24 protein-coding genes are annotated in these 25,978 nt (G+C 69.3%); 17 read left to right on the forward strand and 7 right to left on the reverse strand.

Annotation, left to right across the window (positions count from 1 at the left end; all coding sequences use genetic code 11):
* Nucleotides 1-67 precede the first annotated feature (67 nt).
* Nucleotides 68-2,008 carry a M61 family metallopeptidase gene (locus AC07V5_RS02090; protein WP_495113815.1) on the forward strand — a complete coding sequence of 647 codons (1,941 nt, stop codon included), beginning with the start codon at nucleotides 68-70 and terminating at the stop codon, nucleotides 2,006-2,008.
* Here AC07V5_RS02090 and AC07V5_RS02095 read toward each other — a convergent pair.
* The gene (locus AC07V5_RS02095; RefSeq protein WP_495113816.1) at nucleotides 2,005-2,679 is read right to left on the reverse strand and encodes an alpha/beta hydrolase family protein; all 675 of its coding nucleotides are present in this window, start codon (nucleotides 2,677-2,679) and stop codon (nucleotides 2,005-2,007) included. The genes AC07V5_RS02090 and AC07V5_RS02095 overlap by 4 nt on opposite strands.
* Before the next feature lie 92 nt (nucleotides 2,680-2,771).
* On the opposite strand from AC07V5_RS02095, the gene alaC reads away from it, so the two are divergent.
* Entirely contained in the window at nucleotides 2,772-3,992 is a 1,221-nt protein-coding gene (alaC, locus tag AC07V5_RS02100) for an alanine transaminase (protein WP_495113817.1), read from the forward strand.
* On the opposite strand, the gene AC07V5_RS02105 is transcribed toward alaC, so the two are convergent.
* Entirely contained in the window at nucleotides 3,989-4,999 is a 1,011-nt protein-coding gene (locus AC07V5_RS02105; protein WP_495113818.1) for an AraC family transcriptional regulator, read from the reverse strand. The two genes, alaC and AC07V5_RS02105, sit on opposite strands and share 4 nt — an antisense overlap.
* Before the next feature lie 144 nt (nucleotides 5,000-5,143).
* On the opposite strand from AC07V5_RS02105, the gene AC07V5_RS02110 reads away from it, so the two are divergent.
* From AC07V5_RS02110 to AC07V5_RS02120, 3 genes are all read left to right on the forward strand, one after another.
* Entirely contained in the window at nucleotides 5,144-5,974 is an 831-nt protein-coding gene (locus AC07V5_RS02110) for a class I SAM-dependent methyltransferase (RefSeq protein ID WP_495113819.1), read from the forward strand.
* A gap of 68 nt (nucleotides 5,975-6,042) precedes the next feature.
* Nucleotides 6,043-7,650 carry a DUF3455 domain-containing protein gene (locus AC07V5_RS02115; RefSeq protein WP_495113821.1) on the forward strand — a complete coding sequence of 536 codons (1,608 nt, stop codon included), beginning with the start codon at nucleotides 6,043-6,045 and terminating at the stop codon, nucleotides 7,648-7,650.
* 50 nt (nucleotides 7,651-7,700) lie between these two features.
* Nucleotides 7,701-8,375: an HAD family hydrolase gene (locus AC07V5_RS02120; protein WP_495113823.1), complete on the forward strand. Its 675-nt coding sequence runs from the start codon at nucleotides 7,701-7,703 to the stop codon at nucleotides 8,373-8,375.
* Here AC07V5_RS02120 and AC07V5_RS02125 read toward each other — a convergent pair.
* Nucleotides 8,350-8,955, reverse strand: a complete 606-nt coding sequence (locus AC07V5_RS02125) for a chalcone isomerase family protein (RefSeq protein ID WP_495113825.1) — start codon at nucleotides 8,953-8,955, stop codon at nucleotides 8,350-8,352. The two genes, AC07V5_RS02120 and AC07V5_RS02125, sit on opposite strands and share 26 nt — an antisense overlap.
* Before the next feature lie 273 nt (nucleotides 8,956-9,228).
* Between AC07V5_RS02125 and trpE the strand changes: the two genes are divergently transcribed.
* From trpE to AC07V5_RS02160, 7 genes are all read left to right on the forward strand, one after another.
* Nucleotides 9,229-10,716, forward strand: coding sequence for an anthranilate synthase component I (gene trpE / locus AC07V5_RS02130; protein ID WP_495113827.1), 1,488 nt, complete (start codon nucleotides 9,229-9,231; stop codon nucleotides 10,714-10,716).
* Nucleotides 10,717-11,301 carry an anthranilate synthase component II gene (locus tag AC07V5_RS02135; protein ID WP_495113829.1) on the forward strand — a complete coding sequence of 195 codons (585 nt, stop codon included), beginning with the start codon at nucleotides 10,717-10,719 and terminating at the stop codon, nucleotides 11,299-11,301.
* A complete protein-coding gene (gene ltaE / locus AC07V5_RS02140; RefSeq protein ID WP_495113831.1) occupies nucleotides 11,298-12,347 on the forward strand; it encodes a low-specificity L-threonine aldolase in 1,050 nt (349 codons plus the stop codon). The genes AC07V5_RS02135 and ltaE overlap by 4 nt, the downstream gene beginning before the upstream one ends.
* 82 nt (nucleotides 12,348-12,429) lie before the next feature.
* Nucleotides 12,430-12,936, forward strand: coding sequence for a DinB family protein (locus AC07V5_RS02145; RefSeq protein WP_495113833.1), 507 nt, complete (start codon nucleotides 12,430-12,432; stop codon nucleotides 12,934-12,936).
* A gap of 8 nt (nucleotides 12,937-12,944) precedes the next feature.
* Nucleotides 12,945-13,982: an anthranilate phosphoribosyltransferase gene (gene trpD / locus AC07V5_RS02150; protein ID WP_495113835.1), complete on the forward strand. Its 1,038-nt coding sequence runs from the start codon at nucleotides 12,945-12,947 to the stop codon at nucleotides 13,980-13,982.
* A complete protein-coding gene (gene trpC / locus AC07V5_RS02155; RefSeq protein ID WP_495113837.1) occupies nucleotides 13,979-14,773 on the forward strand; it encodes an indole-3-glycerol phosphate synthase TrpC in 795 nt (264 codons plus the stop codon). The genes trpD and trpC overlap by 4 nt, the downstream gene beginning before the upstream one ends.
* A gap of 163 nt (nucleotides 14,774-14,936) precedes the next feature.
* The gene (locus AC07V5_RS02160) at nucleotides 14,937-15,638 is read left to right on the forward strand and encodes a uracil-DNA glycosylase (protein WP_495113839.1); all 702 of its coding nucleotides are present in this window, start codon (nucleotides 14,937-14,939) and stop codon (nucleotides 15,636-15,638) included.
* Nucleotides 15,639-15,656: 18 nt separating this feature from the next.
* Here the strand turns inward: AC07V5_RS02160 and AC07V5_RS02165 are convergent, their stop codons facing one another.
* Nucleotides 15,657-16,403 (reverse strand): ubiquinone/menaquinone biosynthesis methyltransferase, encoded by a 747-nt coding sequence (locus AC07V5_RS02165; RefSeq protein WP_495113841.1) that lies wholly within the window; start codon nucleotides 16,401-16,403, stop codon nucleotides 15,657-15,659.
* 179 nt (nucleotides 16,404-16,582) lie between these two features.
* Between AC07V5_RS02165 and AC07V5_RS02170 the strand changes: the two genes are divergently transcribed.
* The gene (locus AC07V5_RS02170) at nucleotides 16,583-16,741 is read left to right on the forward strand and encodes a hypothetical protein (RefSeq protein WP_495113843.1); all 159 of its coding nucleotides are present in this window, start codon (nucleotides 16,583-16,585) and stop codon (nucleotides 16,739-16,741) included.
* Between the two features lie 13 nt (nucleotides 16,742-16,754).
* Here AC07V5_RS02170 and AC07V5_RS02175 read toward each other — a convergent pair whose 3' ends face one another.
* Entirely contained in the window at nucleotides 16,755-17,687 is a 933-nt protein-coding gene (locus AC07V5_RS02175) for a LysR family transcriptional regulator (protein WP_495113845.1), read from the reverse strand.
* A 324-nt stretch (nucleotides 17,688-18,011) separates the two neighbouring features.
* Between AC07V5_RS02175 and AC07V5_RS02180 the strand changes: the two genes are divergently transcribed.
* The 4 genes from AC07V5_RS02180 to AC07V5_RS02195 all read left to right on the forward strand — a co-directional run bounded on the left by AC07V5_RS02180 (nucleotide 18,012) and on the right by AC07V5_RS02195 (nucleotide 24,766).
* The gene (locus AC07V5_RS02180) at nucleotides 18,012-18,797 is read left to right on the forward strand and encodes an alpha/beta hydrolase (RefSeq protein WP_495113847.1); all 786 of its coding nucleotides are present in this window, start codon (nucleotides 18,012-18,014) and stop codon (nucleotides 18,795-18,797) included.
* Nucleotides 18,798-18,827: 30 nt separating this feature from the next.
* The gene (locus AC07V5_RS02185; protein ID WP_495113849.1) at nucleotides 18,828-20,048 is read left to right on the forward strand and encodes an efflux RND transporter periplasmic adaptor subunit; all 1,221 of its coding nucleotides are present in this window, start codon (nucleotides 18,828-18,830) and stop codon (nucleotides 20,046-20,048) included.
* Between the two features lie 111 nt (nucleotides 20,049-20,159).
* Complete coding sequence (locus AC07V5_RS02190) at nucleotides 20,160-23,393, forward strand: efflux RND transporter permease subunit (protein ID WP_495113850.1); 3,234 nt, start codon at nucleotides 20,160-20,162, stop codon at nucleotides 23,391-23,393.
* A 5-nt stretch (nucleotides 23,394-23,398) separates the two neighbouring features.
* Nucleotides 23,399-24,766, forward strand: coding sequence for an efflux transporter outer membrane subunit (locus AC07V5_RS02195; RefSeq protein WP_495113851.1), 1,368 nt, complete (start codon nucleotides 23,399-23,401; stop codon nucleotides 24,764-24,766).
* On the opposite strand, the gene AC07V5_RS02200 is transcribed toward AC07V5_RS02195, so the two are convergent.
* Together AC07V5_RS02200 and AC07V5_RS02205 are read right to left on the reverse strand one after the other, a co-directional pair.
* A complete protein-coding gene (locus tag AC07V5_RS02200) occupies nucleotides 24,753-25,421 on the reverse strand; it encodes a GNAT family N-acetyltransferase (protein WP_495113853.1) in 669 nt (222 codons plus the stop codon). The two genes, AC07V5_RS02195 and AC07V5_RS02200, sit on opposite strands and share 14 nt — an antisense overlap.
* Complete coding sequence (locus tag AC07V5_RS02205; protein ID WP_495113855.1) at nucleotides 25,418-25,894, reverse strand: MarR family winged helix-turn-helix transcriptional regulator; 477 nt, start codon at nucleotides 25,892-25,894, stop codon at nucleotides 25,418-25,420. Before AC07V5_RS02205 ends, AC07V5_RS02200 begins: the two co-directional genes overlap by 4 nt.
* Nucleotides 25,895-25,978: the final 84 nt, after the last annotated feature.

Below are 25,978 nucleotides of genomic sequence, written 5' to 3' on the forward strand. Positions count from 1 at the left end.
CGTGACTTCCAGCCAACGCCGGCGTTGCCGCTTAAGTTCCGGCGCCATACCGGGCATCCTCATCGACATGACACAACCCACGATGCTGCTGGCCTTGCTGCTGGCCGCACCCCTGGCGCTGGCCGCCACACCGCCTCCCCAACCCCTGGCCCCGCCACAGGCACTGCCCACGCCACGCGACGTCCGCTGGCCGGGCACCATTGAGCTGCAGGTCGATGCCTCCGACACCCGCCGCCGCATCGTCACCGTCCACGAGCAGCTGCCCGTCAACGCGGCCGGCGCCCTGGTGCTGTTCTATCCGCGTTGGGAAATGGCCAGCCACGCGCCCACCATCGCCGTGCAGCAGCTAGCCGGCCTCGTCATCCACGCCGGCAACCAACGCCTGGCCTGGACTCGCGACCCGCTGGACCCGCACGCCTTCCACGTCGACGTGCCGGCCGGCACGCAGGCACTGGACATCAACTTCCAGTACCTCGCCCCGCTGACGCGCGACGCGTCGGCCAAGCTGCTGCGCGATTTCGTCGGGCTGGACTGGAACCGCCTGCTGCTGTATCCGGCCGGCCACTTCGTGCGCCAGATTGCCGTCCACCCCCGGCTGACGCTGCCGGCCGGCTTCCAGCATGCGTCGGCCTTGCGCAGTGCGGCGAGCGGCGATCAGGTCGATTTCGAGACCACGTCGCTGGAGCGGCTGATCGACTCGCCCGTCTTCGCCGCTCCCCAGGTGGCGCGGCGGGCGGTGGGCGGGCCGGGTAGCACCGTCCAGGCCCACTGGCTGGCCACCGATGCCGCCGCGCTGCAGCGGGCCGAGGCGCTCGACTGCCCGATGGCAAGGCTGCTCGCCGAAACCCGCCGCGTGTTCGGTGCCGACCCGTTTGCACGCTACGACTTCCTGATCGCGCTCGATGACCGGCTGCCGGGCCCCGGCGGCATCGAGCATCGCGAGTCCAGCGAGGTCTTCCTGCCTGCGGACTTCCTGAGCGCGCCGGCGTCCTACCTGCCCGAGATCGACGTGCTAGCGCATGAGCTGATCCACGCCTGGAACGGCATGCAGCGCGTGCCGGCCGACCTGTGGGCGCCCACGCCCAACACGCCGATGCGCAACAGCCTGCTGTGGATGTACGAGGGCCAGACCGAGTTCTGGTCACGCGTGATCGCCGCCCGCGCCGGCCTGCGCTCCGTGCAGGACACGCGGGACCTGCTGGCGATCGATGCGGCCAGCGTCGAGACCCGCGCCGGCCGCGCCTGGAAGAACCTGGCCGACAGCGCGCTGGATCCCACCACGCTGTACCGTGGGCTGAGCATGTCGTGGCGGGACTGGCAGCGCCGCGAGGACTACTACGTCGAAGGCGTGCTGCTGTGGCTGGCCATCGACGGCCGTCTGCGTGAACGCTCCGGCGGCCGCCACGGGCTGGACGATTTCGCCGCGGATTTCTTCGGCCACACCACACCCGCCACCGCGACACAGACCTACACCGCTGACGACATTGCCCGCACGCTGGCGCGGCGAGTGCCGGGCGACTGGCGACGCGAACTGCGCGGGCGGGTGGAGGGGCACGAGAACGGACCGGTGCTCGATGGCCTGGCCTCGCACGGCTGGCGGCTGGCCTACCGGGCCCAACCCACACCCCTGTTCCTGCAGCATGAGAAGAACGACGGCATCACCGACCTGAGCGCCTCGATCGGCGCTACGGTGACGGCCAAGGGCGTCGTCAAGTCCGTCGCGTGGCAGGGCCCGGCCTTCCGCGCCGGGCTGGTGCCGGGAATGCGCGTGCTGCAGGTCGGCGAGAGCCCTTTCAGTGCGGCGGCACTGGTCGACGCGGTGGCACGCACCGAGGCCGCGCCCGGCGTGCAGCTGACGATGCAGGTTGACGACCGCCAGGAGACGCTGCAGATCGACTGGCGCGGCGGGCTGCGCTACCCGGTGCTGGAGCGCATTGCTGACCGGCCAGACGGGCTGATGCCGCTGCTCGCGCCGCGCACCACGGCAAGCTGCACCGGCTTGCGCTAGGTTCGCTGGGTGCTCCACCTGGCAACCGTCGTCGCCAGCGCCAGCACCACCTGCGCATCGCTGCGCCCGCTGCGCGCCCTGACATGGAAGGCGTGGTCCGCGTCGTCCTCGACGTGTAGCTCGGCCCAGTCACCCAGGCCCTGGATTACGCCCTGCAGCAAGGCCAGCTCGGCCAGTTCGTCGCGTGTGCCCTGCAGGAACAGCATGGGCACGCGAACCTGGGCCAGGTGTGCGGCGCGTTCGATACCCGGCTTGCCGGCCGGGTGCAGCGGAAAGCCGACAAACGCCAGCCCACGCACGCCGGGCATGGGCTCGGCGGCCTGGGCCTGCGAGGTCATGCGGCCGCCAAAGGACTTGCCGCCCGCGAACAGCGGAGTGTCGGGCAGGCGGCTGCGCGCCGTCGCCGCCGCAGCACGCACGGCGGCGTGGGCCACGGCAGGCGTGTCGGGCCGCTTGGAGCCGCGCTCCATGTAGGGAAACTGGTAGCGCAGCGTCGCCACCGACCGGTCGAACAAGGCCTGCGACAGCTCTGCCATGAAGCTGTGGTGCATGCCGGCGCCCGCGCCGTGGGCGAAGACATAGGTGGCCTGCGGCTGCGGTGGCTGCAGCCACAGGGCCGAGACGGTGGTGTCGTCATCGACCTTCAACTTGAGGAGTTCGGGAGGACTCATTCGCGCAGCTTAGTGCGCTAGAGTCGACCGCGGTGCGGCGCCAAGCCGCCCACGTCGCTCGGACGGTTCCGGGCGCTCACGTGACACTGCCAATGACTTCCTCTTCTTCCGCTTCCGGCGGCAAGCGCCGTTTCGCGCGCATCGATCGCCTCCCGCCCTACGTCTTCAACATCACGGCCGAGCTCAAGCTCGCGGCCCGTCGGCGTGGCGAGGACATCATCGACATGAGCATGGGCAACCCCGACGGGGCCACGCCGGCTCACATCGTCGCCAAGCTCAACGAGGTCTCGCAACGGCCTGACACCCACGGCTACTCGGCCAGCAAGGGCATCCCGCGCCTGCGCCGCGCGATCTCGCACTGGTACGAGCGCCGCTACGGCGTCGCCATCGACCCTGACCACGAGGCCATCGTCACCATCGGCTCCAAGGAAGGCCTGGCCCACCTGATGCTGGCCACGCTGGACCGCGGCGACACCGTGCTGGTGCCCGACCCCAGCTACCCCATCCACATCTACGGCGCCGTCATCGCCGGTGCCGACATCCGCGCCATTCCCGTCAGCAGCGAGGTGGACTTCTTCGCCGAGCTGGAGAAGACCATCCGCGGCAGCTACCCCAAGCCCAAGATGATGGTGTTCGGCTTCCCATCCAACCCGACGGCGCAGTGCGTGGAGCTGAGCTTCTTCGAGCGCGTCGTGGCGCTGGCCAAGAAGCACGACATCCTCGTCGTGCACGACCTGGCCTATGCGGACATCGTCTTCGACGGCTATGTGGCGCCGTCCATCATGCAGGTGCCTGGCGCCAAGGACGTGGCGGTCGAGTTCTTCACGCTGTCCAAGAGCTACAACATGGCCGGCTGGCGCATCGGCTTCATGGTGGGCAACCCCGATCTCGTTGCGGCGCTGGCCCGCATCAAGAGCTATCACGACTACGGCACCTTCACGCCGCTGCAGGTGGCGGCCATCGCTGCGCTGGAGGGCGACCAGCAATGCGTGAAGGACATCACCGCCAGCTACCAGAGCCGCCGCGATGTGCTCTACAAGGGCCTGATCGAAGCCGGCTGGGCGGTGGACTGCCCCAAGGCCAGCATGTACATCTGGGCGCCCATCCCCGAGCCCTACCGCGAGCTGGGCTCGCTGGAGTTCGCGAAGCAGCTGCTGGAGAAGGCCAAGGTCTGCGTGTCGCCCGGCATCGGCTTCGGTGACCACGGCGACGGCCATGTGCGCTTTGCGCTGATCGAGAACGAGTCGCGCATCCGCCAGGCGGTGCGCGGCATCAAGGCGATGTTCAAGGCCGATGGGCTGCTGAAGGCCTAGTTCGCCACTGCGGCCTGCTCGCGGCGCCACGCGGCGGGCGGTGAACCCGTTGCGCGCTTGAAGGCACGCGAGAACGCCGCCTCCGACTCATAGCCCACCTGCACCGCCACGTCGGCGACGTTGGCGGGGCTCTCGCGCAGCAGACGGGCGCCGCACTGGATGCGCCAGTTGGTCAGGTATTGCATCGGCGGCAGGCCGGTAAAGGCCACGAAGCGCTCGTGCAGGGCTGAGCGTGACAGCCCGGCGCGGCGCCCCAGCTCGTCCATCGTCCAGGGCTGCGCGGGCTCGGCGTGCATGAGGGTAAGGGCGCGGCCGACCTGCCGGTCGCGCAGGCCGCCGAGCCAACCCTGAGCCTGTTCCGGCAACGAGTCGAGGTAGCGACGCGTGGCGTCCGCGAACACCATTTCGCTGACCCGCTGCAGCAGCGCACCACCGCCGGCGCGCGGGGTGTCCCACTCGGCCACCGCCTGCTCCATGATGGGCGCCACCCAGGCCCCGACATCGGCCGCGCGCAGCCGCAGCAACCGCGGCAGCGCGTCGATCAAGGGGTTGAAGGGCTTAAGGTCGCAGGCCACGAAGCCACACATCAGCACGGTGGAGGCCTCCTCGCTCGGCAACCCCTGGCCCGGCAGGAACATGCCACCGCGGTAGGTGATGGGAATCGGCTTGGGCGCATCGCGCATCTCCAGCAGCCAGCCGCCGTCATCCTCGACGGGCTTCAGCCCGGGCGCGCTCGACACCACATGCGCGTCGCCATGCGGCAGCATGATGAGATCGCCGGGTTCCAGGCGCATCGGCGGCTCGCCGTCCACGGCCACCCAGCCGGCGCCCTTGACGAACAGGTGGTACTCGATGACGTGCTCGGCGCCCGGCATCACCGCCGGGCCCAGTTCGCTCGCCGACGCGGCCTGGGCGGACCACTCGTCGCGGCAGCTCACGTGGAAGAACACGCCACCACGCAGCCGCACGCTGCGCAGCACGTCGGACAGCGGGTCCATCGTGCTCATGAGCGCCTCCCGGTAATTTGCACGGACGCGCGAGCAAGCGCGGGCGACGCACGGTGAAGCGCGAAATCAACCAAAAACCAACCATTGGCAGACCGATCCACACGACATCGGCCTTCTCTCTTCACCGTCAAGGAATTGCTCATCATGACCACCCTGAACCCCACCGCGGCAGCCCCCGACTATGCCGCCATCAAGCAACGCCAGCAGGCCACCTGGGCCAGCGGCGACTATGCCGTCGTCGGCACCACGCTGCAGATCGTCGGCGAGCAGCTCGCCGAGGCTGCCGATGTGCGCGCCGATGAACTGGTGCTCGACGTCGCTGCCGGCAATGGCAACGCGACGCTGGCCGCCGCGCGCCGCTACGCCCGTGTCACCTCGACGGACTACGTAGGCGCCCTGCTCGACAAGGGCCGCCAGCGCGCCGAAGCCGAGGGCCTGGCCGTGCATTTCGAGGTCGCCGACGTCGAAGCCCTGCCCTTCGAGGCCGGCAGCTTCGACGTCGTCATGTCGACCTTCGGCGTCATGTTCGCCCCCGACCACGCCACGTCGGCGCGCGAGATGCTGCGCGTCGTGCGCCCCGGTGGCCGCATCGCGCTGGCGAACTGGACGCCCGAGGGCTTCATCGGCCAGCTGTTCAAGACGCTGGGCAAGCATCTGCCGCCGCCCGCGGGCCTGCGCTCGCCGGCGCTGTGGGGCTCGGAAGCCCACATCACGGCGCTGTTCGGCCCGTCGGCCAGCGACCTGCGCGTCGAGCGCAAGCACTTCAACTTCCGCTACCGCTCGGCCGAGCATTTCCTGCAGGTGTTCAAGACCTATTACGGCCCCACGCACAAGGCCTTCGCTGCCCTGGACGCAGAGGCCGGCGCTGCGCTGGAGCGCGACATCCTCGCGCTGACGAAGGACCACGACATCGGCGGCGGACGCGGCTTGGTCGTGCCCAGCGAATACGCCGAGATCGTCGTCACCACCGCCTGATTCCACGAACCTCCATGCGGCCCGGGCCACCGGGCCTGGCCGCCGCATGGCTTCAACGCATGCTCATCATGAAAACTTCTCTCCCCACCCTGGCCCTGCTGGCCGCCGCGTCGGCGGCACAAGCCGACGTCGTCACCGCCTGGAACATCACCGCCGGCGAGCTGATGGTGCAGGCCCGCATGGGCACACCGCCCGCCGTGCGCGCCATGGCCATCGTGCAAACCGCCGTCCACGAAGCCGTCGCCGACGCGCAGCGCCTGCAGGCCAGCCCCGACGCCGCCGTGGCCGCTGCCAGCCGCACCACCCTCCTGCAACTGATGCCGCAGCAGGAGGCCGACATCACCGCGGCCTACCGCAAGGCCATGGACAAGCTCGGCAACGCCACCGCGGTGACTGAAGGCGCCGCCGCCGGCGAACATGCCGCCCGCCGCGTGCTGGCCTGGCGCGCGGGCGACGGCGCCGCGGCCAAGGATGCCTACCGGCCCCACACCACGTCGGGCCAGTACGTGCCGACGGTGCCCGTGGCCACGCCGCACTGGGGCCAGCGCAAGCCCTGGCTGATGAATGACGGCGCCCAGTTCCGCCCCGCGCCGCCGCCTGCCTTGGACAGCGAGGCCTGGGCACGCGACTTCAACGAGGTGAAGGCCCTGGGCGGCAAGGCGAGCACCCAGCGCACCGCCGCCCAGACCGAGGTTGCGAAATTCTGGGAGTTCTCGCTGCCGTCCATCTACATGGGCGTGCTGCGCTCCGTGGCCGACACGCCCGGCCGCAGCGCGGCGCAAAACGCCAAGCTGTTCGCCGCCGCCGCCCAGGCCATGGACGACGGCCTCATCGCCATCATGGATGCCAAGTACCACTACGGCTTCTGGCGCCCCGTCACGGCCATCCGCAACGGCGACCGCGATGCCCGGGAGGACACGGCGGTCGAGGCCGGTTGGGCGCCGCTGATCGACACGCCCATGCACCCCGAGTACCCCAGTGCCCACAGCGTCCTCGCGGCGTCGCTGGGCGAAGTGGTGAAGGCCGACGTGGCAGGTGGCCGCCTGCCCGAACTCGCGACCAGCAGCCCGACGGCCAACGGCGCGACGCACCGCTGGGCCACCGTGGAGGCCTTCACCGAGGAGGTGTCGTTGGCGCGCATCTGGGCGGGCATCCACTACCGCACGTCGACGCAGGTCGGGCTGGACATGGGGCGGCGCGTCGGCGCGCTGGCGGCGCAGCGCGTGGCCACGGCGCCTGCCAATGCCGGCCTGCCGGTGGCCATCTCGGCCAGCGGCAGCGCCAAAGTGCTGGAGCGCATCAGTGCCCGTGGCGTGCAGATCTACGAATGCCGCGCCGACGCCTGGCAATTCGTGGCACCTCAGGCGGCGCTGTTCGACGCCAGCGGCACGCAGATCGGCAACCACGACGCCGGCCCGCACTGGCAGGCTGCGGACGGCAGCCGCGTGCGTGGCGCGGTGGACGCCAAGGCCGATGCCGCCCAGCCCGGCGCCATTCCCTGGCTGCTGCTGTCGGCGCGCTCGGTCGGTCCGGCTGGCCGCTTCGCTTCGGTCACCGCCATCCAGCGCGTCAACACGCAGGGCGGCACCGCGCCGCAGCGCGCCTGTGATGCCAGCGTCGCCGGTGCGGTGGAGCGGGTGCCCTACACGGCGGACTATCTGATGCTAGCGTCCTGAGCGCTCATCGAGCGTGGCGACAATGCGCGGCCACTTCCTGCCGCCGCACCTTGAACGCCCCGCTCCCCCCTCCCCAGGCCTGCATCCTCGACCTCGACGGCACGCTGATCGACACGCTGGGCGACTTTGTCGCCGTGCTCGGCCAGGTGCTGGCCGACCTGGGCCTGCCCGGCGTCACACGCGACTTCATCGAGCACACCATCGGCCGTGGCAGCGAGCATCTGGTGCGTACGACGCTGACTCACGTCGGCGGCGCACCCGAGTTGTTCGACCGCGCCTGGGCGCTCTACCAGCAGCACTACGCCGCGCTGAACGGCGAGCATGCGGCCGTCTACCCCGGCGTTGTCGAAGGGCTGGAGCTGTTGCGGTCGATGGGCCTGCCGCTAGCCGTGCTGACGAACAAGCCCGGCGAGCCGGCGCGCGAGCTGCTCAAGCGCAAGGGGCTGGACGGGTACTTCACCCACGTCTTCGGCGGCGATGCCTTCGAGCGCAAGAAGCCCGACCCGCTGCCGCTGCTCAAGACCTGCGAGGCGCTGGGCACGCCGCCTTCAGCCACCTGGATGGTGGGTGACTCGCGCAACGACGCCGAGGCGGCGCGTGCGGCCGGTTGCCCGCTGGTGCTGATGACCTACGGCTACAACCACGGCGAGGACATCCTCGCCGTGCCGGCCCTGCAGCACCTGGGCCGCTTGGACGAGGTCAGGATCCCCGACGCGACTTCTTGATGCCGAGCAGGGCGTCCTTCAGGCCGTCGTCGGCTGGCTTGTCACCCAGCCAGATGCGCAGCAGGGCCGTGAAGAACTCGGGCTCCTTGATGGGCTCCGTCATCAGCGGCTTGCCGTTGAGCAGCAGCGTCGAGCCCAGGCCGGGCACGTAGTCGACCGAGAAGCTGTCGCCGTTGTTCAACTGCTTGCGGCTGGCGAACACCTCGCTCAGCTTGAGCACGCCGTTGATGCACTTGATGAACTCCTCGCGCGGCGAGTTGGCTTCCATGCCCTTGGTGAAGAGCTTGCCGAGTTCGTTGCCGTCGATGTCGCGCAGCATCTGGATGTGGATGCGCTTGGGGCCGGGCGCCGCCAGCACCTCCGGCGTCGTGCCGGCCTTGTGGGTCAGGTACAGCCCTGCCGTGTAGACCTTGACGACGAACTTGTAGCGGATGCCGGCGCCGTTGAGCACCAGCTTCTGGCCGGCCAGGTCCATGGCCGTCTCGTACTTCACATTGGCCACCTCGACCGTCTCGGCCCAGGCCGCCGCCCCTCCCAGACTCCCCACGGCCACCAGGGCCGCGACGATGAATGCGCGCATGTCTCGCTCCGTTGCTGTGCCGCGATGGCGGCATCTTCGTGAGCCGAAGTATGGCGCGACACGATGAAAACCCCGCTGATACACTGACCCGATCATGTTCATCACGCGGAAGTACATCACGGGGTCGAGCGACCGGGGAGCCTGGCCCTGGCGTCGCTGGTCAGCCCTGGCCTGATGCTGCTTGGCGCGCCCTGACGCGCATTTTTCCGCGTTGCCCGTTCTCCACCGGGCTGCACGCCAAGCCCTGAAACTTGTCTTTCAAGGTTTGACGTCGTGATCACCGAACTCGAATTCCAGAGCCTCGCTTCCGAGGGCTACAACCGCATCCCGCTCATCAGCGAGGCCTTCGCGGATCTCGAAACCCCGCTGTCCCTTTACCTCAAGCTCTGCTCAGGCTCCGGCCATGGCCGCAACAGCTTTCTGCTGGAGTCCGTCGTCGGCGGCGAGCGCTTCGGGCGCTACTCCTTCATCGGCCTGCCGGCCCGCACGCTGATCCGCGCGACAGGCCCGCACTGCGAGGTCGTCACGGACGGCGCCATCGTCGAGACGCACGAGGGCAACCCGCTGGACTTCATCGCCGCCTACCAGGAGCGCATCAAGCCCAAGATCCCGGCCGGCCTGCCGCGCTTTTGCGGTGGCCTGGCGGGCTACTTCGGCTACGAGGCCGTGCGCGCCATCGAGAAGCGCCTGGACCACGTCCACCCGGGCGAAGGCCTGGGCACGCCCGACATCCTGCTGCTGCTGTCCGAGGAAGTCGCCGTCATCGACAACCTCTCCGGGCGCCTCTATCTCATCGTCTGGGCCGACCCGCGCCAGCCCGAGGCCTACTTCCGCGCGAAGAAGCGCCTGTCCGGCCTGCGCGACAAGCTGACCTACTCGGTCAGCGTGCCGCGCGTCACCCGCGGCGAATCGCACCCGGTCACCCGCGGCTTTGCCAAGGCCGACTACCTGGCCGCCGTCGCCAAGGCCAAGGAATACATCGCCGCCGGCGACCTGATGCAGGTGCAGGTAGGCCAGCGCATCTCCAAGCCCTACAAGGCCGAGCCCATCGCGCTGTACCGCGCACTGCGGGCGCTGAACCCCAGCCCCTACATGTACTTCTACGACCTGGGCGACTTCCAGATCGTTGGCGCCAGCCCCGAGATCCTGGTGCGCGAGGAGCATGCGGGCGACGGCTCACGCAAGGTCACGATCCGCCCGCTGGCCGGCACCCGCCCGCGTGGCTCGACCACTGAGCGAGACCTGGAACTGGAAGCCGAGCTGCAGGCCGACCCCAAGGAACGCGCGGAGCACCTGATGCTGATCGACCTGGCACGCAACGACATCGGCCGCATCGCCCGCGTGGGCAGCGTCAAGGTGACGCAGTCTTTCGCCGTGGAGCGCTACTCGCACGTGATGCACATCGTCTCCAACGTCGAGGGCGTGCTGCGCCCCGAGGTCGGCCAACTCGACGTGCTCAAGGCCACCTTCCCCGCCGGCACGCTGACCGGCGCGCCCAAGGTGCGGGCCATGGAACTCATCGACGAGCTGGAGCCCGTGCAGCGCGGCATCTACGGCGGTGCCTGCGGCTACCTGAGCTTTGCCGGCGACATGGACCTGGCGATTGCCATTCGAACCGGCATCATCAAGAACGGCATGCTCTACGTGCAGGCGGCGGCGGGTGTCGTGGCGGACTCTGTGCCTGAGCTGGAATGGCAAGAAACGGAAGCGAAGGCACGCGCCCTGCTGCGCGCTGCCGAGCTGGTTGAGGAGGGCTTCTAAATGCTCTTGATGATCGACAACTACGACAGTTTCACGTTCAACCTCGTCCAGTACTTCGGTGAACTGGGCGCCGACGTGAAGGTGGTGCGCAACGACGAGATCACCGTGGCCGAGATGGCCGCGCTGGATCCGGCCCACATCGTCTTCTCGCCCGGCCCCTGCACGCCCAACGAAGCGGGCGTGTGTGTGGAGGCCATCCAGCATTTCATCGGCAAGAAGCCGCTGCTGGGCGTGTGCCTGGGCCACCAATCCATGGGCCAGGCGCTGGGCGGCAAGATCATCCGGGCCCAGCGCCAGATGCACGGCAAGGCCAGCACCATCACAACCGACCAGCGCGGTGTCTACACCGGCCTGCCCAAGGATTTCTCGGTGATCCGCTACCACTCCCTCGTCATCGAGGAAGCGAGTTGCCCGGCCGTGCTGGAGATCACCTCGCGCAGCGAGGACGGCGAGATCATGGGCGTGCGCCACCGCGAGCTGGCCGGCACGGTCACGCCGCTGGAAGGCGTGCAGTTCCACCCCGAGTCCATCCTCAGCGAGCACGGGCACGCCATGTTGCGCAACTTCCTGGAGCTGAAGGCATGAGTGATTACGCACCCGGCTCGGGCGGCGCGGCGACCGGCCATGTCGTCGACCTGCGCAGCGACACCATCACCAAGCCGACGCCGGCCATGCTCGCGGCCATCGCGTCCGCCCAGGTCGGCGACGACGTCTTCGGCGACGACCCGACCGTCAACGCGCTGCAGGAGCGCGTGGCGGCGTTGCTGGGCAAGGAGGCCGCCCTCTTCATGAGCAGCGGCACGCAGAGCAACCTCTGCGGCCTGCTGGCCCACTGCGGCCGCGGCGACGAGTACATCGTCGGCCAGCTCGCCCACACCTACCGCTACGAGGGCGGCGGCGCGGCCGTGCTGGGCGGCATCCAGCCCCAGCCGCTGAACAACCAGCCCGACGGCACGCTGGCGCTTGCAGACATCGCGGCCGCCATCAAGCCCGACGACCCGCATTTCGCGCGCACACGGCTGCTGGCGCTGGAGAACACCTGGGGTGGCCAGGTGCTGTCCACGCAGTACACCAATGCCGCTTGCGAGCTGGCGCATTCGCGCGGGCTGGCAACGCACCTGGACGGCGCCCGCCTCTTCAACGCCGCAGTCGCCTCCGGCCGCAGCGTGGCCGACCTGGCACGGCCCTTCGACTCCGTCTCCATCTGCTTCAGCAAGGGCCTGGGCGCGCCCATCGGCTCCATGCTGGTGGGCACGCGCGAGCTGATCGCCAAGGCTTACCGCTCCCGCAAGATGCTCGGCGGCGGCCTGCGCCAGGTGGGCCTGCTGGCGGCGGCGGCCGACCATGCGCTGACCTACCACGTCGAGCGCCTGGCCGACGATCACGCGCTGGCCAAGCGCCTGGCCGAAGGCCTGGCTGCGCTGCCGGGTGTCACGGTCACGCCACCGCAGACGAATATCGTCTTCGCCCAGGTCAGCGATGGCCGCACGCCGGCGCTGCTGGAACACCTGAAGTCGCGCGGCGTGCTGGCCACCGGCCTGATCGGCCTGCGCTTTGTGACCCACCTGGACGTCGATGCCGCCGGCATTGACCACGCCATCGCGGCGGCCCGCGAGTTCCTGGAGGCTTGAATGAACCGACCCCCACGCTCACTCCGTTCGCTGCCCCCCGAGGGGGCGCGTCAGTGCCTTCGGGCGGCCGGGCGGCCCTGACATGTCGACATCCACGCTGCTGATCTCGCTGTACGAGCAGAAGGCTTCGATCAACCGCGAGCTGTTCGCAGAGATGGCCAAGGTCGATGCGCAGGCCCATCCGGAGCGCCGCCATCTGGCGATCCGCATCCTCAACCACATCCACGTGGTGGACCAGATCTTTGCGGCCCACCTGCGTGGTGAGCCGCATGGCTTCCTGGCCACGAACACCGATGCGACACCGACGCTTGACGAGCTACGCGCTTCGGTCGAGCGCGTGGACGGCTGGTACCTCGACCACCTGCGCAGCTTGCAGCCGCAGCAGCTGGAGGAGATCCTGAGCTTTCGTTTCACCGACGGCGACACCGGCCGCATGAGCCGCGAGGAAATCCTGGCCCACGTCATCCACCACGGCAGCTACCACCGCGGTGCCGTCGGCATGCTGATGCGCCAGGCCGATGTGCCGCCACCGCGCGACCTGCTGACCCGCTACCTGCACCAGAGCCAGCCCGAACGCCGTTCCGCCTGAGGTTTGACATGCCCATCACCGACACCGAAGCCCTGACCCGCGTCATCGAGCACCGCGAGATCTTCCACGACGAGATGCTGACGTTGATGCGTCGCATCATGGCTGGCGAGATGTCGCCCGTCATCGCGGCCGCGTTGCTGACCGGCCTGCGCGTGAAGAAGGAAACCATCGGCGAAATCACCGCCGCGGCGCAGGTCATGCGCGAGCTGAGCAACAAGGTGCCGCTCGGGCCGCTGCCCCACCTCGTCGACGTGGTGGGCACCGGCGGCGATGGCGCGCACAGCTTCAACATCTCCACCTGCTCGATGTTCGTCGCCGCCGCAGCGGGCGCCCAGGTGGCCAAGCACGGCAACCGCAGCGTCAGCAGCAAGACCGGCAGCGCCGACGTGCTGGAGGCGCTGGGCGCCAACATCCAGCTGACGCCGCGCGCGGTGGCTGCGAGCGTGGCCGAATGCGGTATCGGCTTCATGTTCGCGCCCAACCACCACCCGGCGATGAAGAACATCGCGCCGGTGCGGCGCGAGCTGGGTGTGCGCACCATCTTCAACATCCTGGGCCCGCTGACCAACCCGGCCGGCGCGCCCAACATCCTGATGGGCGTCTTCCACCCCGACCTCGTCGGCATCCAGGTGCGCGTGCTGCAGCGCCTGGGCGCCGAGCACGCCCTCGTCGTCTACGGCAAGGACGGCATGGACGAAATCTCGCTGGGCGCGACGACGCTGGTCGGCGAGCTCAAGGACGGCGCCGTGCGCGAGTACGAGATCCATCCCGAGGACTTCGGCATGGCCATGGCCAGCAACCGCAGCCTGAAGGTGGAAGGCCCGGAGCAGTCGCGCGTGATGCTGATCGGCGTGCTGGACGGTGTGCCCGGCCCGGCCCGCGACATCGTGCTGCTGAACGCCGGCGCAACGCTCTACGCCGCCAACGTGGCGCCGACGCTGGCCGACGGCATCGCCCGCGCCCGCGTGGTGCTGGACAGCGGTGCGGCGCGCGCCAAGCTGGACGCCTTCGTCAAGGCCACGCAGGGCCTGGGAGCGAAAGTGTGAGCAGTGACATCCTGAACCGCATCGTCGAGGTCAAGTGGGAGGAGATCTCGGCGGCGAAGCTGAAGCGTTCGCTGGCCTCGCAGCGTGAAGAGGCCGAAGCGCGCAAGGGCGAACGCCTGGGCTTCGAGCGCTCACTGCGCGCGTCGATCGCCGCCGGCCGTGCGGCCGTCATCGCCGAGATCAAGAAAGCCAGCCCCAGCAAGGGCGTGCTGCGCGAGGACTTCAAGCCGGCGCAGATCGCCGAGAGCTATGCCCGCAACGGCGCGGCCTGCCTGAGCGTGCTGACCGATGAACGCTTTTTCCAGGGCTCCGTGGCCTACCTGGAGGAAGCGCGCGCCGCCTGCGAGCTGCCGGTGCTGCGCAAGGACTTCATGGTGGACGAATACCAGGTCATGGAAGCCGGCGCGATGGGCGCCGACTGCATCCTGCTGATCGCCGCCTGCCTGGCCGACTCACAGATGGCCGACCTCGAAGCCACCGCCCATGCGCTCGGCCTGGACGTGCTCGTGGAAGTGCACGACGGCGAAGAGCTGGACCGGGCGCTGAAGCTGAAGACGCCGCTGGTGGGCATCAACAACCGCAACCTGCGCACCTTCGACGTGACGCTGGACACCACGCTGGGCCTGCTGCCCCGCGTGCCAGCCGACCGGCTGCTGGTGACCGAATCCGGCATCCTGGGCGCGGCGGACGTGAAACGGATGCGCAGCGCCAACGTACACGCCTTCCTCGTCGGCGAGGCCTTCATGCGCGCGCCCGACCCCGGCCAGGCGCTGGCAAACTTGTTCGAGTGAGAACGCCCCTCGCCCAACCTCGCATCGCTGGACGCGTGCGCGTCTGGTCGGTCCCCCGAGGGGGCGGCGATGCTCGCGGCATCGAGCCGCGCGCGCATCGCCAGCGCGGGCCGGCTTGGGAGCGGCCCGGCGCTCGGCCCGAAAGTTTCATGGGACCACGGATATGAGACTGCCTCTTGACCTCCCCGACACCGACTGGCTTCCCGTCGTGGAGGCCTGGGTGGCCTCGCCGGCGGGCCAGCGGCTGGAAGCCTTTCTGGAGCAACGTGTCGCCGCCGGCGCCACGATCTACCCGCCCGAGCCGCTGCGTGCGTTGACGCTGACGCCGCTGGTCAGCACCCGCGTCGTCATCCTTGGCCAGGACCCGTATCACGGCCCCGGCCAGGCCGAAGGCCTGTCCTTCAGCGTGCCACCCGGCGTGCCGCTGCCGCCCAGCCTGCGCAACATCTTCAAGGAGATCCAGCGCGACCTGGGCAAGCCCTTCCCGCCCAACGGCAGCCTGGTGCGCTGGGCCGAGGGCGGCACGCTGCTGCTGAACGCCGTGCTGACGGTGGAAGACGGCCAGCCCGCCAGCCACGCGGGCCAAGGCTGGGAGGTGCTGACCGACGCCCTCATCAAGGCAGCCGCCGAGGATGCCGCGCCCAAGGTCTTCATGCTCTGGGGCGCCTACGCCCAGGCCAAGGCCCCGCTGATCGAGGCCGCGCGCCAAGGCCACCTCGTGCTGAAGGCCAACCACCCGTCGCCGCTGTCGGCGCTGAAGCCGCCGCGGCCCTTCATCGGCTGCGGGCACTTCTCGACGGCCAAGGCGTGGCTGGAAGAGCGCGGGCGCGGCCGGCCGGCAGCCGCCAAACCGCAGGCGGACTGAAGCCCGCTAGTTCGCCCGCTATTGCGCCGGCTTGCGGGCCGTGTGGATGGCGACGATGCCCAGCGAGAGGCGCTCGAACGCCACGTCGTCAAAGCCTTGCGCACGCAGTTCCTCTGCGAGCGCCTCGGCCGTCGGAAAGTCGCGAATGCCGTGCAGCAGGTATTTGTAGGCCGACGCGTCGCCGCCCGTCGCCAGCCAGCCCAGCAGCGGCATGCACAGCGACATGTAGAGCAGGTAGGCCCGCTGCAACGGCGCCCACGCGATGTTGGACGCCTCCAGCACGATCAACCGTCCACCCGGGCGCAGCACGCGCCACGCCTCCTGCATCGCCAGCCGGCGATTGCAGATCTTGAGCGCGAGCGACATCGAATAGGCGTCGACGCTGCCGCTCGCAATCGTCGGCATGGCCTCGGCGTCGAGTTGCCTCAGGTCCACCGAGTCCCGGTGGCCGCCGAGACGGTCTGCCCCGATGGCAAGCATCTTGGGGCTGATGTCTGACGCGATGATCGTGCGCCGCTGGCCAGCCACCTGGGGCAACACGCGCAGGATGATGTCGCCCGTGCCGGTGGCGCCGTCCAGCAACGTGCCCCAGGCCTCGCGGGCAATGGCCTGCGCCACGCGCCGCTTCCACAGCCTGTGGATGCCGAGGCTGAACAGATCACAGAGCCGGTCGTAGCGGCCGGCGATGCGGCCGAACACGTCGTCCGTCTGCCAGGCGAACTCCGCCGCATTGACTTCCGAAGGGGGCGCGCTGTCGGGCTTCATGTCGATAAAGGGTTGTCTTGAGCCCGCCCGGTGGGCATCGCCAAAGGCCTGGATTGTTCCGCTGACAGCAACTCGCCGTTCTATTCCGGTGGCTTTTTCTCGCGGCGCTGAATACCTACAGTGACAACCTATCGGCACACTCCATCCCCACCAAGAGGGCGCCGACCAGGAGAGTCACCATGAACAACAGCACCCGATCCTTTTTCACGCTGATCACCGCCGCGACGGCCGTCACGGCGCTGGCGGCGGGCATGTTGCTGGCGATCAGCGCGCCGGCGCCGGCTGCCGAAGACTTCGGCCAGGCCGTCGTCGCCACGGCCAGCAGCGACAAAGTCTGACCCGCTCCGAGCCTCAGCTCGTACAGCGCAGCTTCATCCCGCCCAGCGCCTCGCGGCCGATCAGCTCGACGACCCAGTCGACGAACACCCGCAGCTTGCTGCTGAGGTGGCGATTGGGCGGATACACCACGTAGACCGGGATCGGCTCGGCGTCCCAGTCCTCCAGTACACGCACCAGCTCGCCGCTCTTGAGCAGCGGCGCGGCCATGAAGCAGGTCACCTGCACCACGCCGAGGTGGGCCAGGCCCGCGTTCAGGTAGGCGTTCGCGTCGTTCACGGCGATGACGTGGTTGCCCACGATCTCCACCTTTTCGTCCCCACGCTGGAAGGCGTCGGGCATGACCTTGCCGCTGCGCGCCGAGAAGTAACCCACCATGCGATGCGGCGCCTCGGCCAGCTCGCGCGGATGCGCCGGCGTGCCGTGGCGGCGCAGGTATTCGGGCGTGGCGCAGCTGATGAAGCGGAACTCGGCGATGCGCCGTGCCACCAGGCTCTGGTCGGTCAGCTCGCCGCCGCGGATGACGCAGTCGATGTTGTCGCTGATGAGGTCCACCGTGCGGTCGCTGACGCCGAGTTCGATCTGGATGTCGGGGTACTTGGCGTAGAAGTCCGGCAGGTGCGGAATGATCATCTCGCGGCCCACCACGCCCGGCACGTCGATGCGGATGCGGCCGCGCGGCGTCACGCGCGCCTGGTTCATGCTGCCTTCCAGCTCCTCCAGGTCGGAGAGCAGGCGCATCGCGCGCTCGTAGTAGGCGGCGCCATCGGGCGTGACCGTGACGCGGCGCGTCGTGCGGTTCAGCAGCTTGGTGCGCAGGTGGGTTTCCAGCGTCTGGATCAGGCGCGTGACCGTGGCCTTGGGCAGGTCCAGCGAGTCGGCAGCCTTGGTGAAGGTGCCGGCCTCGACGACCCGGACATAGGCTTGCATCGCGGTGAGTCGGTCCATGGGCTTCAGCGGCAGTGGTTGAGCGTGCCCGAGGGGGCCGCGATGGGGTGCGCCGGCAAGGCGCGAGGAGGCAGCGGGCCGCATGCCCGCAACGACGAGCAACGCAGCAGGCGTGCGTCAGCGCGGTCGCCACGGGCGCGCAGCGTCGGCCGCAAAGGCGCGCTGGTTGTCGTGGGTGCAGGTGGCGGGAGAGACATGTCGGGGACTTGCGCTGGCAAGCGGTCAACCGCTGTTGCTGAAGCCGCAGATTGTTCCATGTTGAGGAAAAGTGAGTCGCTTTTCAGCCCGTTTATCCCTAGGCCGTTCATCTCTATCTTTCGCCCCATGGACAAGATTGCCTCCCCTGCCACTTTGCGACTCGGCCCCGCGCCGGGCCTGGTGGCCCAGGTCTACACGGCGCGGCGCCCGCTGGGCGGTGACACACGTGCCCTGCTGCTGTGGCTGCACGGCGGCAGCTTCAACAGCGGTTCGCTGGCCTCCTGCCAGGCTCGCAACGAGATGCTGGCCGAAGCCGGTGCCGACGTGGTGGCGCTGGACTATCCGCTGGCGCCTGAACACCCCTTCCCCGCGGGCTTGAGCGCCGCCTTCGAGGCGCTGCAGGCCATCGCCGCCAAGCCGGCCAAGCTGACCGGCTCGGCCAACACGGCGCTGTTCGTGGGCGGCGAGGAGGCCGGCGGCAACATCGCCGCAGCCCTCGCGTTGATGGCCCGCGACCAGCACGCGCCGTCGCTCGCCGGCCAGCTGCTGATCTCGCCCATGCTGGACCCGCAGCTGGGCAGCGCCTCCATGCGCGAAGGCGAATGCGGCGGCTGCGAATGCATCTACGCCAAGGGCTGGCAGGCCTACCTCGGCGACGGCATCCGTGCCGACCATCCCTACGCCGCGCCCATCAACGCCAGCCGCCTGGCCGGCCTGGCGCCAGCGCTGGTGCTGAGCCTGGCGGGCCACCCGCTGAACGACGAGTCCCGCCGCTATGCCGATGCGCTGCGCGAGCACGGCGGCAGCGCGAAGGACCTGACGCTGCCCGCCATCGCGCCCGAGTTGGTGCTGAACCCCATCCACGAATTCCTGCGTGAGGCGGCTCGCCGCGCGCTGGCCCTTCCTGCCTGATCAATGCTTGACCTTCGGAGAGAACTAGAAATGCAGTCCACCACCACCCCCCGCTTCAACCACCGCTTTGGTCTCATCGCGGGCGCTGCCGCCCTCGTGGCCCTCGGCGCCATCGGCTTCGGCCAGTTCAGCCAGCCAGCCCTGGCCAACTCCGGCTCCGCGGCGCCGCCGGCCACGCCGGTCTCGGTCGCCCAGGTCGTCAGCCAGGACGTGGCCGCCTGGAACGAGTTCTCCGGCCGCCTCGAAGCGGTGGAGCGCGTGGACGTGCGCGCCCGCGTTTCCGGCGCCGTGCAGGCCGTGCATTTCCGTGAAGGCAGCCTGGTGAAGGCAGGCGACCTGCTCGTCACCATCGACCCCGCGCCCTACCAGGCCGAGGTGGCACGCCTGGAAGCCCAGGTGGCCGCCGCCCAGGCCCGCGTGACCTACACGCAGAGCGAGGCCCAGCGTGCCAAGTCGCTGCTCGAGGAGCGCGCCGTGGCCCGCCGCGAGTTCGACGAGAAGGACAACGCCGCCCGTGAAGGTGCCGCCAACCTGCGCGCCGCGCAAGCCGCACTGCAGTCGGCCCAGCTCAGCCTGGGCTACACGCAAGTGCGTGCACCGGTTGCCGGCCGCGTTGGCAGGATCGAAGTGACGCAGGGCAACCTGGTCGCCGCGGGCGCCGGCGCACCGGTGCTGACGACGCTGGTGTCGGTGAGCCCCATCTACGCCAGCTTTGACGCCGACGAGAAGGTCGTGCGTGAGGCGCTGGCGTCGCTGCCAGGCGGTGCCGCCGAGCGCAAGGGCATGGAGCGCATCCCCGTCGAGATGCTGGCCGGCAGCGACAAGGCCACGACCGGCCGCCTGCAGCTCGTCGACAACCAGGTCGACGCCAAGAGCGGCACGCTGCGCGTGCGTGCCGTCTTTGACAACAAGGACGGTGGCCTGATCCCCGGCCAGTTCGCCAAGCTGCGCATGGGCCAGGCCAAGAACGAAGCCGCGCTGCTGGTGAACGAGCGCGCCGTGGGCACCGACCAGGACAAGCGTTACGTCATCGTCGTCGGCCAGGGCAACCAGGCCGAATGGCGGCCGGTGACGCTGGGCGCCAACGTGAACGGCCTGCGCGTCGTGACCAGTGGATTGAAGGCTGGCGAGCGTGTCGTCGTCGGCGGCGTGCAGCGCGTGCGGCCGGGTTCAGTCCTCGCGCCCAAGGACGTCGCGATGGACGCCAAGCCTGAACTCGCTGCACAGCAAGCCGCCGCCAAGACGTCCTGATCCAGCGCCTGATCTAGCCCCACCTCACCCGCGAGCCTCGTTTGCGGGCCGGTTCAGCCGGCCCGCAGGGGGCGTGTTGCCGCCAAAAACGAACTCGCCGAAGGAAGCACCATGAATCTCTCCAAATTCTTCATCGACCGTCCCATCTTTGCGGGCGTGCTGTCGCTGCTGATCTTCATCGGCGGCCTGCTGTCGATCCGCGCGCTGCCGATCTCGGAATACCCCGACGTCGTGCCGCCCTCGGTCGTCGTGCGTGCCCAGTACCCCGGCGCCAACCCCAAGGTCATTGCGGAGACGGTGGCCACGCCGCTCGAAGAAGCCATCAACGGCACCGAGGACATGCTCTACATGAGCAGCCAGGCCACCACCGACGGCCTGATGACGCTGACCGTCAGCTTCAAGCTGGGCACCGACCCCGACAAGGCCCAGCAGCTGGTGCAGAACCGCGTCAGCCAGGCCGAGGCGCGCTTGCCCGAGGAGGTCAAGCGCCTGGGCGTGACGACCGTCAAGAGCAGCCCCGACCTGACCATGGTTGTGCACTTGACCTCGCCCAACGAGCGCTACGACATGACCTATCTGCGCAACTACGCGCTGCTCAACGTGAAGGACCGCCTCGCGCGCATCCAGGGCGTCGGGCAGGTGCAGTTGTTCGGCTCGGGCGACTACTCCATGCGCATCTGGCTGGACCCGCAGAAGGTCGCCGAGCACGGCCTGTCGGCCAACGACGTGGTGCGCGCCATCCGTGAGCAAAACGTGCAGGCCGCGGCCGGCGTGGTGGGCGCATCGCCCGGCCTGCAGGGCATCGACCTGCAGTTGTCCGTCAACGCGCAAGGCCGGCTGCAGTCGGTTGAGGAGTTCGGCGACATCATCGTGAAGAGCGGTGCCAACGGTGCAGTCACGCGTCTGCGTGACCTGGGCCGCCTCGAACTGGGTGCCAGCGAATACGCGCTGCGCTCGCTGCTGGACAACAAGCCCGCCGTGGCGGTGCCGGTGTTCCAGGCTCCGGGCGGCAACGCGCTGGACATCTCCAAGAACGTGCGCGCCACCATGGCCGAGCTGAAGGCCGCCATGCCCGAGGGCGTGGACTACACCATCGTCTACGACCCGACGCAGTTCGTGCGCGCCTCCATCGAGTCCGTCATCCACACGCTGCTCGAAGCCGTCGCGCTGGTGGTGCTCGTCGTCATCCTGTTTCTGCAGACCTGGCGCGCCTCCATCATCCCGTTGCTGGCCGTGCCGGTGTCCATCATCGGCACCTTCGCGGTGATGCATGGCTTCGGTTTCTCGATCAACGCGCTGAGCCTCTTTGGCCTGGTGCTGGCCATCGGCATCGTGGTGGATGACGCCATCGTCGTGGTGGAGAACGTGGAGCGCAACATCGCGTCCGGGCTCTCGCCACGCGAGGCGACCTACCGTGCGATGCGTGAAGTCTCCGGCCCCATCATCGCCATCGCGCTGACGCTGATCTCGGTGTTCGTGCCGCTGGCCTTCATCACCGGCCTGACGGGCCAGTTCTACAAGCAGTTCGCGCTGACCATCGCGATTTCCACCGTCATCTCGGCGATCAACTCGCTCACGCTGTCGCCGGCCCTCGCCGCGCTGCTGTTGAAGGGCCACGACGCACCCAAGGACGCGCTGACCCGCGGCATGGACGCCGTGCTCGGCCGCTTCTTCGGCGGCTTCAACAAGCTCTTCGCCAGCGGCTCCAGCAAGTACGGCAGCGGCGTGAAGACGCTGATGTCGCGCAAGGCCGTGATGATGGTTGTCTACCTGGTGCTGGTGGCGGCCACGGCGGGCCTGTTCAAGGCCGTGCCCGGCGGCTTCGTGCCGGGGCAGGACAAGCAGTACCTGATCGGCTTCGCCCAGCTGCCCGACGGCGCGACGCTGGACCGCACCGAGGACGTCATCCGCCGCATGACCGACATCACGCTGAAGACGCCGGGTGTCGAACACGCGGTGGCCTTCCCCGGCCTGTCGATCAACGGCTTCACCAACAGCTCCAGCTCGGGCATCGTCTTCGCGACGCTCAAGCCCTTTGACGAGCGCAAGAGCAAGGACTTGTCGGCCGGCGCGATTGCCGGGTCGCTGAACGCGCAGTACGGCGCGATCGAAGACGCCTTCATCGTCATGTTCCCGCCGCCGCCCGTGCAGGGCCTGGGCACGACGGGCGGCTTCAAGCTGCAGCTGCAAGACCGCGGCGGCGTGGGCTACGAGGCGCTGGACGGTGCGGTCAAGGCCTTCATGGCCAAGGCCTACAAGACGCCCGAGCTGGCCGGCCTGTTCTCCAGCTACCAGGTCAACGTACCGCAGCTCTTCGCCGACCTCGACCGCACGCGTGCCCGCCAGCTTGGCGTGGCCGTGACGGACGTGTTCGACACGATGCAGATCTACCTCGGCAGCCTGTACGTGAACGACTTCAACAAGTTCGGCCGCACCTACTCCGTGCGCGTGCAGGCGGATGCGCCCTACCGCGCCCGGGCTGAAGACATCGGCTCGCTGAAGGTGCGTTCGTCGTCGGGCGAGATGGTGCCGCTGGCCGCACTGATGAAGGTCAAGCCCAGCTTCGGCCCCGAGCGCGCCATGCGCTACAACGGCTTCCTGGCGGCCGACATCAACGGCGGCGCCGCGCCCGGCTTCTCGTCGGGCCAGGCCCAGGCTGCGGTGGAGCGCATCGCCGCCGAGACGCTGCCCCCGGGCGTCGGCTTCGAGTGGACCGACCTGACCTACCAGGAAAAGATCGCCGGCAACTCGGCTGCTTGGGTCTTCCCGCTGGCCATCCTGCTGGTGTTCCTGGTGCTCGCCGCGCAGTACGAGAGCCTGACCCTGCCCATCGCCATCCTGCTCATCGTGCCGATGGGTCTGCTGGCGGCCATGGCCGGCGTGTGGCTCAGCCACGGCGACAACAACGTGTTCACGCAGATCGGGCTCATCGTGCTCGTCGGCCTGAGCGCCAAGAACGCCATCCTGATCGTCGAGTTCGCCCGCGAGCTGGAGTTCGCCGGCCGCACACCGATGCAGGCGGCGCTGGAGTCGGCGCGCTTGCGGCTGCGCCCCATCCTGATGACGTCGATGGCCTTCGTGATGGGCGTGCTGCCGCTGGTGCTGAGCACCGGTGCCGGCGCCGAGATGCGCCAGGCCATGGGCATCGCGGTGTTCTCAGGAATGATCGGCGTGACGCTGTTCGGCCTGTTCCTGACGCCGCTGTTCTACGTCATCGTGCGCCGCCTCACCGGCAACGCACCGCTGCGCCACCACGGTGGCCAGGTTGCCGCTCCCGCCGCCCCCACCGCTCCCACGCAGCACGTCGCCCCTGTGGTCGACGCCCTGCCGCAACGAGGCAAGTGATCATCATGAAATTGAACCTGACCCCACTTTTTGCCGCGCTGCTGCTGGCCGGCTGCGCATCGATCGGCAGCGTCGACCCGGCCCAGCTGCCGCAGGCGCCCGCTGCCTACAAGGCCACGTCTGCCAACAACGCCCCCGCGCTGACCGCCAGCTGGTGGCAGCCCTTCGCCGACCCCGTGCTGGACGACCTCGTCGGCCGGGCGATGGCAGCCAACACGAGCGTGCAGGCTGCGGCCAACCGCCTGGCGCAAGCCCGCGCGGTGCTGGGCGGCGCCGAGGCCTCGCGGCTGCCGCAGCTGGGCGTGGCGGCCGGTGCCGGCCGTGCGGCCGACCCGGGCGCGCGAGGCACCACGCAATACAGCGCCGGCCTGAACCTGGCCTACGAGCTGGACCTGGGCGGCCGCCTGCTGCACGAGCGCAATGCCAGCGCACTTGACGTGCGTGCCCGCGAACAACTGCTGGCCGACGCCCGCCTGCTGGTGCAAGCCAACGTCGCCCGCGGCTACCTGGCGCTGCGCGCGCTGGATGCCGAGCGTGAAATCGTGAGGGGCACCGTCGCCGCCTACGGCGAGACGCTGTCGCTGACCGAGAAGCGCGCCCGCGCCGGCGACGTGGCCGACCTGGACCTGGCCCGCGTGCGCACCGAGCTGGCCGCCAACGAGGCCGAGGCGCTCGCGCTGGACCGCCGCCGCCTGGAGCTGGAAACGGCGCTGGCCGTGCTGCTGGGCGAGCCGGCTTCCAACTTCCGCCTGGCGCCCACCACGTGGTCGACCGCGCTGCCCGCCGTGCCGGCCGGCCTGCCGAGCGAACTGCTGCAACGCCGCCCCGACCTGGCCGCCGCGCGCAGCCAGCTGCAGGCCGCCCAGGCCCGCGTCGGCGTCGCCCAGGCCGCCTGGTGGCCCAGCCTGTCGCTGACGGCCCAGGGCGGCGGTGTGTCGAACGAGCTGTCCGACCTGCTGAAGAGCGGGGCCAGCACCTGGGGCATCGGCCTGCTGGCCGCGCTGCCCATCTTCGACGGCGGCCGCCGCGAGGCGGGTGTCAACACGGCCAAGGCCCAGCTCGATGGCTCGGCGATCGCCTTCCGCGAGCAGTTCCTGCTGGCGCTGAAGGACGTGGAGGATCAACTCGGGGCGCTCACGCTGCTGCAGCTGCAGGGCGAGGCCAATGCCCGCGCCGTCAGCGCGGCGGGCCAGGCGCTGAAGCTGTCGGACACGCGCTACCGCAACGGCCTCGTCAGCCAGCTCGAACTGCTGGACGCGCGCCGCAGCGAGCTCGCCAACAAGCGCGCCGCGCTGCAGGTGCGGTCGGCGCAGTACCAGGCGACGGTGGGGCTGATCCGCGCCCTCGGTGGCGGCTGGGCTACCGGCGCTTGAGCATGGCGACGTTCACCGCCGTGCGCACGACGAAGCCCAGGCTTTCGTAGAGCGCGATCGCAACGGTGTTCGTCGTCCAGGCGTGCAGGAAGGGCTGCTCGCCGCGGCGCTGGATCTCGGCCGTCACGGCGGCCGACAACCGGCGTGCAAGGCCCTGGCCGCGGAAGTCGGGGTGGGTGCAGACGCCGCTGACCTCGACATGGCCCGGGAAGCGCATGCGCTCGCCGGCCATGGCCACCAGCTGGCCGGCGATGCGCAGGCCAATGAAGCGGCCCATCGTGTGCGTCCTCGCCAGGAACGGGCCAGGCTCGGTCAACGTCGCGAGCGCCAGCATGTCGGCCGCATCCGCATCGCCAAGCACCTGCAATCCGTCATCGACATCGAGTGGACGCGTCGAAATCATCTGCACGCCTGGCGCCTCCTTGACGGCTTCCAGGCCGGCCGGCACGACGATGCGGGGCACCTGCAGCAGGTAGACCGCGTCGTCGCCCGACTGCACGAGTTCAGTCAGCGCAGCCAGGCTCCCGGCGCCCTCCTCAGGCGTGGCGGCAAAGCGATTGATGTCCGCCTTGAAGCGCCGCGCACGTTCGTCGCCAATGCCCCAATGCGGCTGATGCTTCAGGCTGGCCCAGACGGGTCGGTCGAGTTCGCTCATGCCTGACCTCGCTGCAGCAGCGGCGCCGCGATCAGCGCGTCTTCCAGCGCCGTGAGCTGGGCGAGCAGATCGCCCTGCAAACCTGCGCACGCCTGGGCGACGGCGGCCTCGATGGCCGGCCAGGCCTCGCGCTGCGAGCGCTCCACAAGGCCGCGGCCCTTGCGGCTCAGTGCGACGCGGCGCACCCGTCGATCTTCTTCGGACGCCTCGGACTCGACGAGGCCATCGTCCTCCAGCCCACGCAGCGAGCGCGTGACGACGGGCTGGCTGACGCCCACCGCCTGGCTCAGCTCGCCAATGCTCAAGGCGCCGAGCCTGTCCAGTGCGGCCAGCAACGGAAACCAGGCCGCCGGCTGCTCGAAGCCATGCGCCGCCAGCACGGCCTGCGTCTGCGCCTGCAGCGTCTCGCCGATGCGCTTGAGCCGCGTGCCCAGGCTCAGATGGCCCAGTTCCTTGACGACGTCTTCCACCATGCCGGCTCTCCATCAATATGCATATCATGCTATGCATTAGATCGAGAGCCGTCAACAGGGCCGATGCAGCTCAGGCGGCCGCTT

Source organism: Roseateles sp. GW821-FHT02E12 (assembly GCF_059421665.1).

Coding starts and splice junctions, on each gene's coding strand:
- AC07V5_RS02090 (WP_495113815.1), top strand. CDS start 68: ATGACACAACCCACGATGCTGCTGGCCTTGCTGCTGGCCGCACCCCTG.
- AC07V5_RS02095 (WP_495113816.1), bottom strand. CDS start 2,679: ATGAGTCCTCCCGAACTCCTCAAGTTGAAGGTCGATGACGACACCACC.
- alaC (WP_495113817.1), top strand. CDS start 2,772: ATGACTTCCTCTTCTTCCGCTTCCGGCGGCAAGCGCCGTTTCGCGCGC.
- AC07V5_RS02105 (WP_495113818.1), bottom strand. CDS start 4,999: ATGAGCACGATGGACCCGCTGTCCGACGTGCTGCGCAGCGTGCGGCTG.
- AC07V5_RS02110 (WP_495113819.1), top strand. CDS start 5,144: ATGACCACCCTGAACCCCACCGCGGCAGCCCCCGACTATGCCGCCATC.
- AC07V5_RS02115 (WP_495113821.1), top strand. CDS start 6,043: ATGAAAACTTCTCTCCCCACCCTGGCCCTGCTGGCCGCCGCGTCGGCG.
- AC07V5_RS02125 (WP_495113825.1), bottom strand. CDS start 8,955: ATGCGCGCATTCATCGTCGCGGCCCTGGTGGCCGTGGGGAGTCTGGGA.
- AC07V5_RS02135 (WP_495113829.1), top strand. CDS start 10,717: ATGCTCTTGATGATCGACAACTACGACAGTTTCACGTTCAACCTCGTC.
- ltaE (WP_495113831.1), top strand. CDS start 11,298: ATGAGTGATTACGCACCCGGCTCGGGCGGCGCGGCGACCGGCCATGTC.
- AC07V5_RS02145 (WP_495113833.1), top strand. CDS start 12,430: ATGTCGACATCCACGCTGCTGATCTCGCTGTACGAGCAGAAGGCTTCG.
- trpD (WP_495113835.1), top strand. CDS start 12,945: ATGCCCATCACCGACACCGAAGCCCTGACCCGCGTCATCGAGCACCGC.
- AC07V5_RS02160 (WP_495113839.1), top strand. CDS start 14,937: ATGAGACTGCCTCTTGACCTCCCCGACACCGACTGGCTTCCCGTCGTG.
- AC07V5_RS02165 (WP_495113841.1), bottom strand. CDS start 16,403: ATGAAGCCCGACAGCGCGCCCCCTTCGGAAGTCAATGCGGCGGAGTTC.
- AC07V5_RS02170 (WP_495113843.1), top strand. CDS start 16,583: ATGAACAACAGCACCCGATCCTTTTTCACGCTGATCACCGCCGCGACG.
- AC07V5_RS02175 (WP_495113845.1), bottom strand. CDS start 17,687: ATGGACCGACTCACCGCGATGCAAGCCTATGTCCGGGTCGTCGAGGCC.
- AC07V5_RS02180 (WP_495113847.1), top strand. CDS start 18,012: ATGGACAAGATTGCCTCCCCTGCCACTTTGCGACTCGGCCCCGCGCCG.
- AC07V5_RS02185 (WP_495113849.1), top strand. CDS start 18,828: ATGCAGTCCACCACCACCCCCCGCTTCAACCACCGCTTTGGTCTCATC.
- AC07V5_RS02190 (WP_495113850.1), top strand. CDS start 20,160: ATGAATCTCTCCAAATTCTTCATCGACCGTCCCATCTTTGCGGGCGTG.
- AC07V5_RS02195 (WP_495113851.1), top strand. CDS start 23,399: ATGAAATTGAACCTGACCCCACTTTTTGCCGCGCTGCTGCTGGCCGGC.
- AC07V5_RS02200 (WP_495113853.1), bottom strand. CDS start 25,421: ATGAGCGAACTCGACCGACCCGTCTGGGCCAGCCTGAAGCATCAGCCG.
- AC07V5_RS02205 (WP_495113855.1), bottom strand. CDS start 25,894: ATGGTGGAAGACGTCGTCAAGGAACTGGGCCATCTGAGCCTGGGCACG.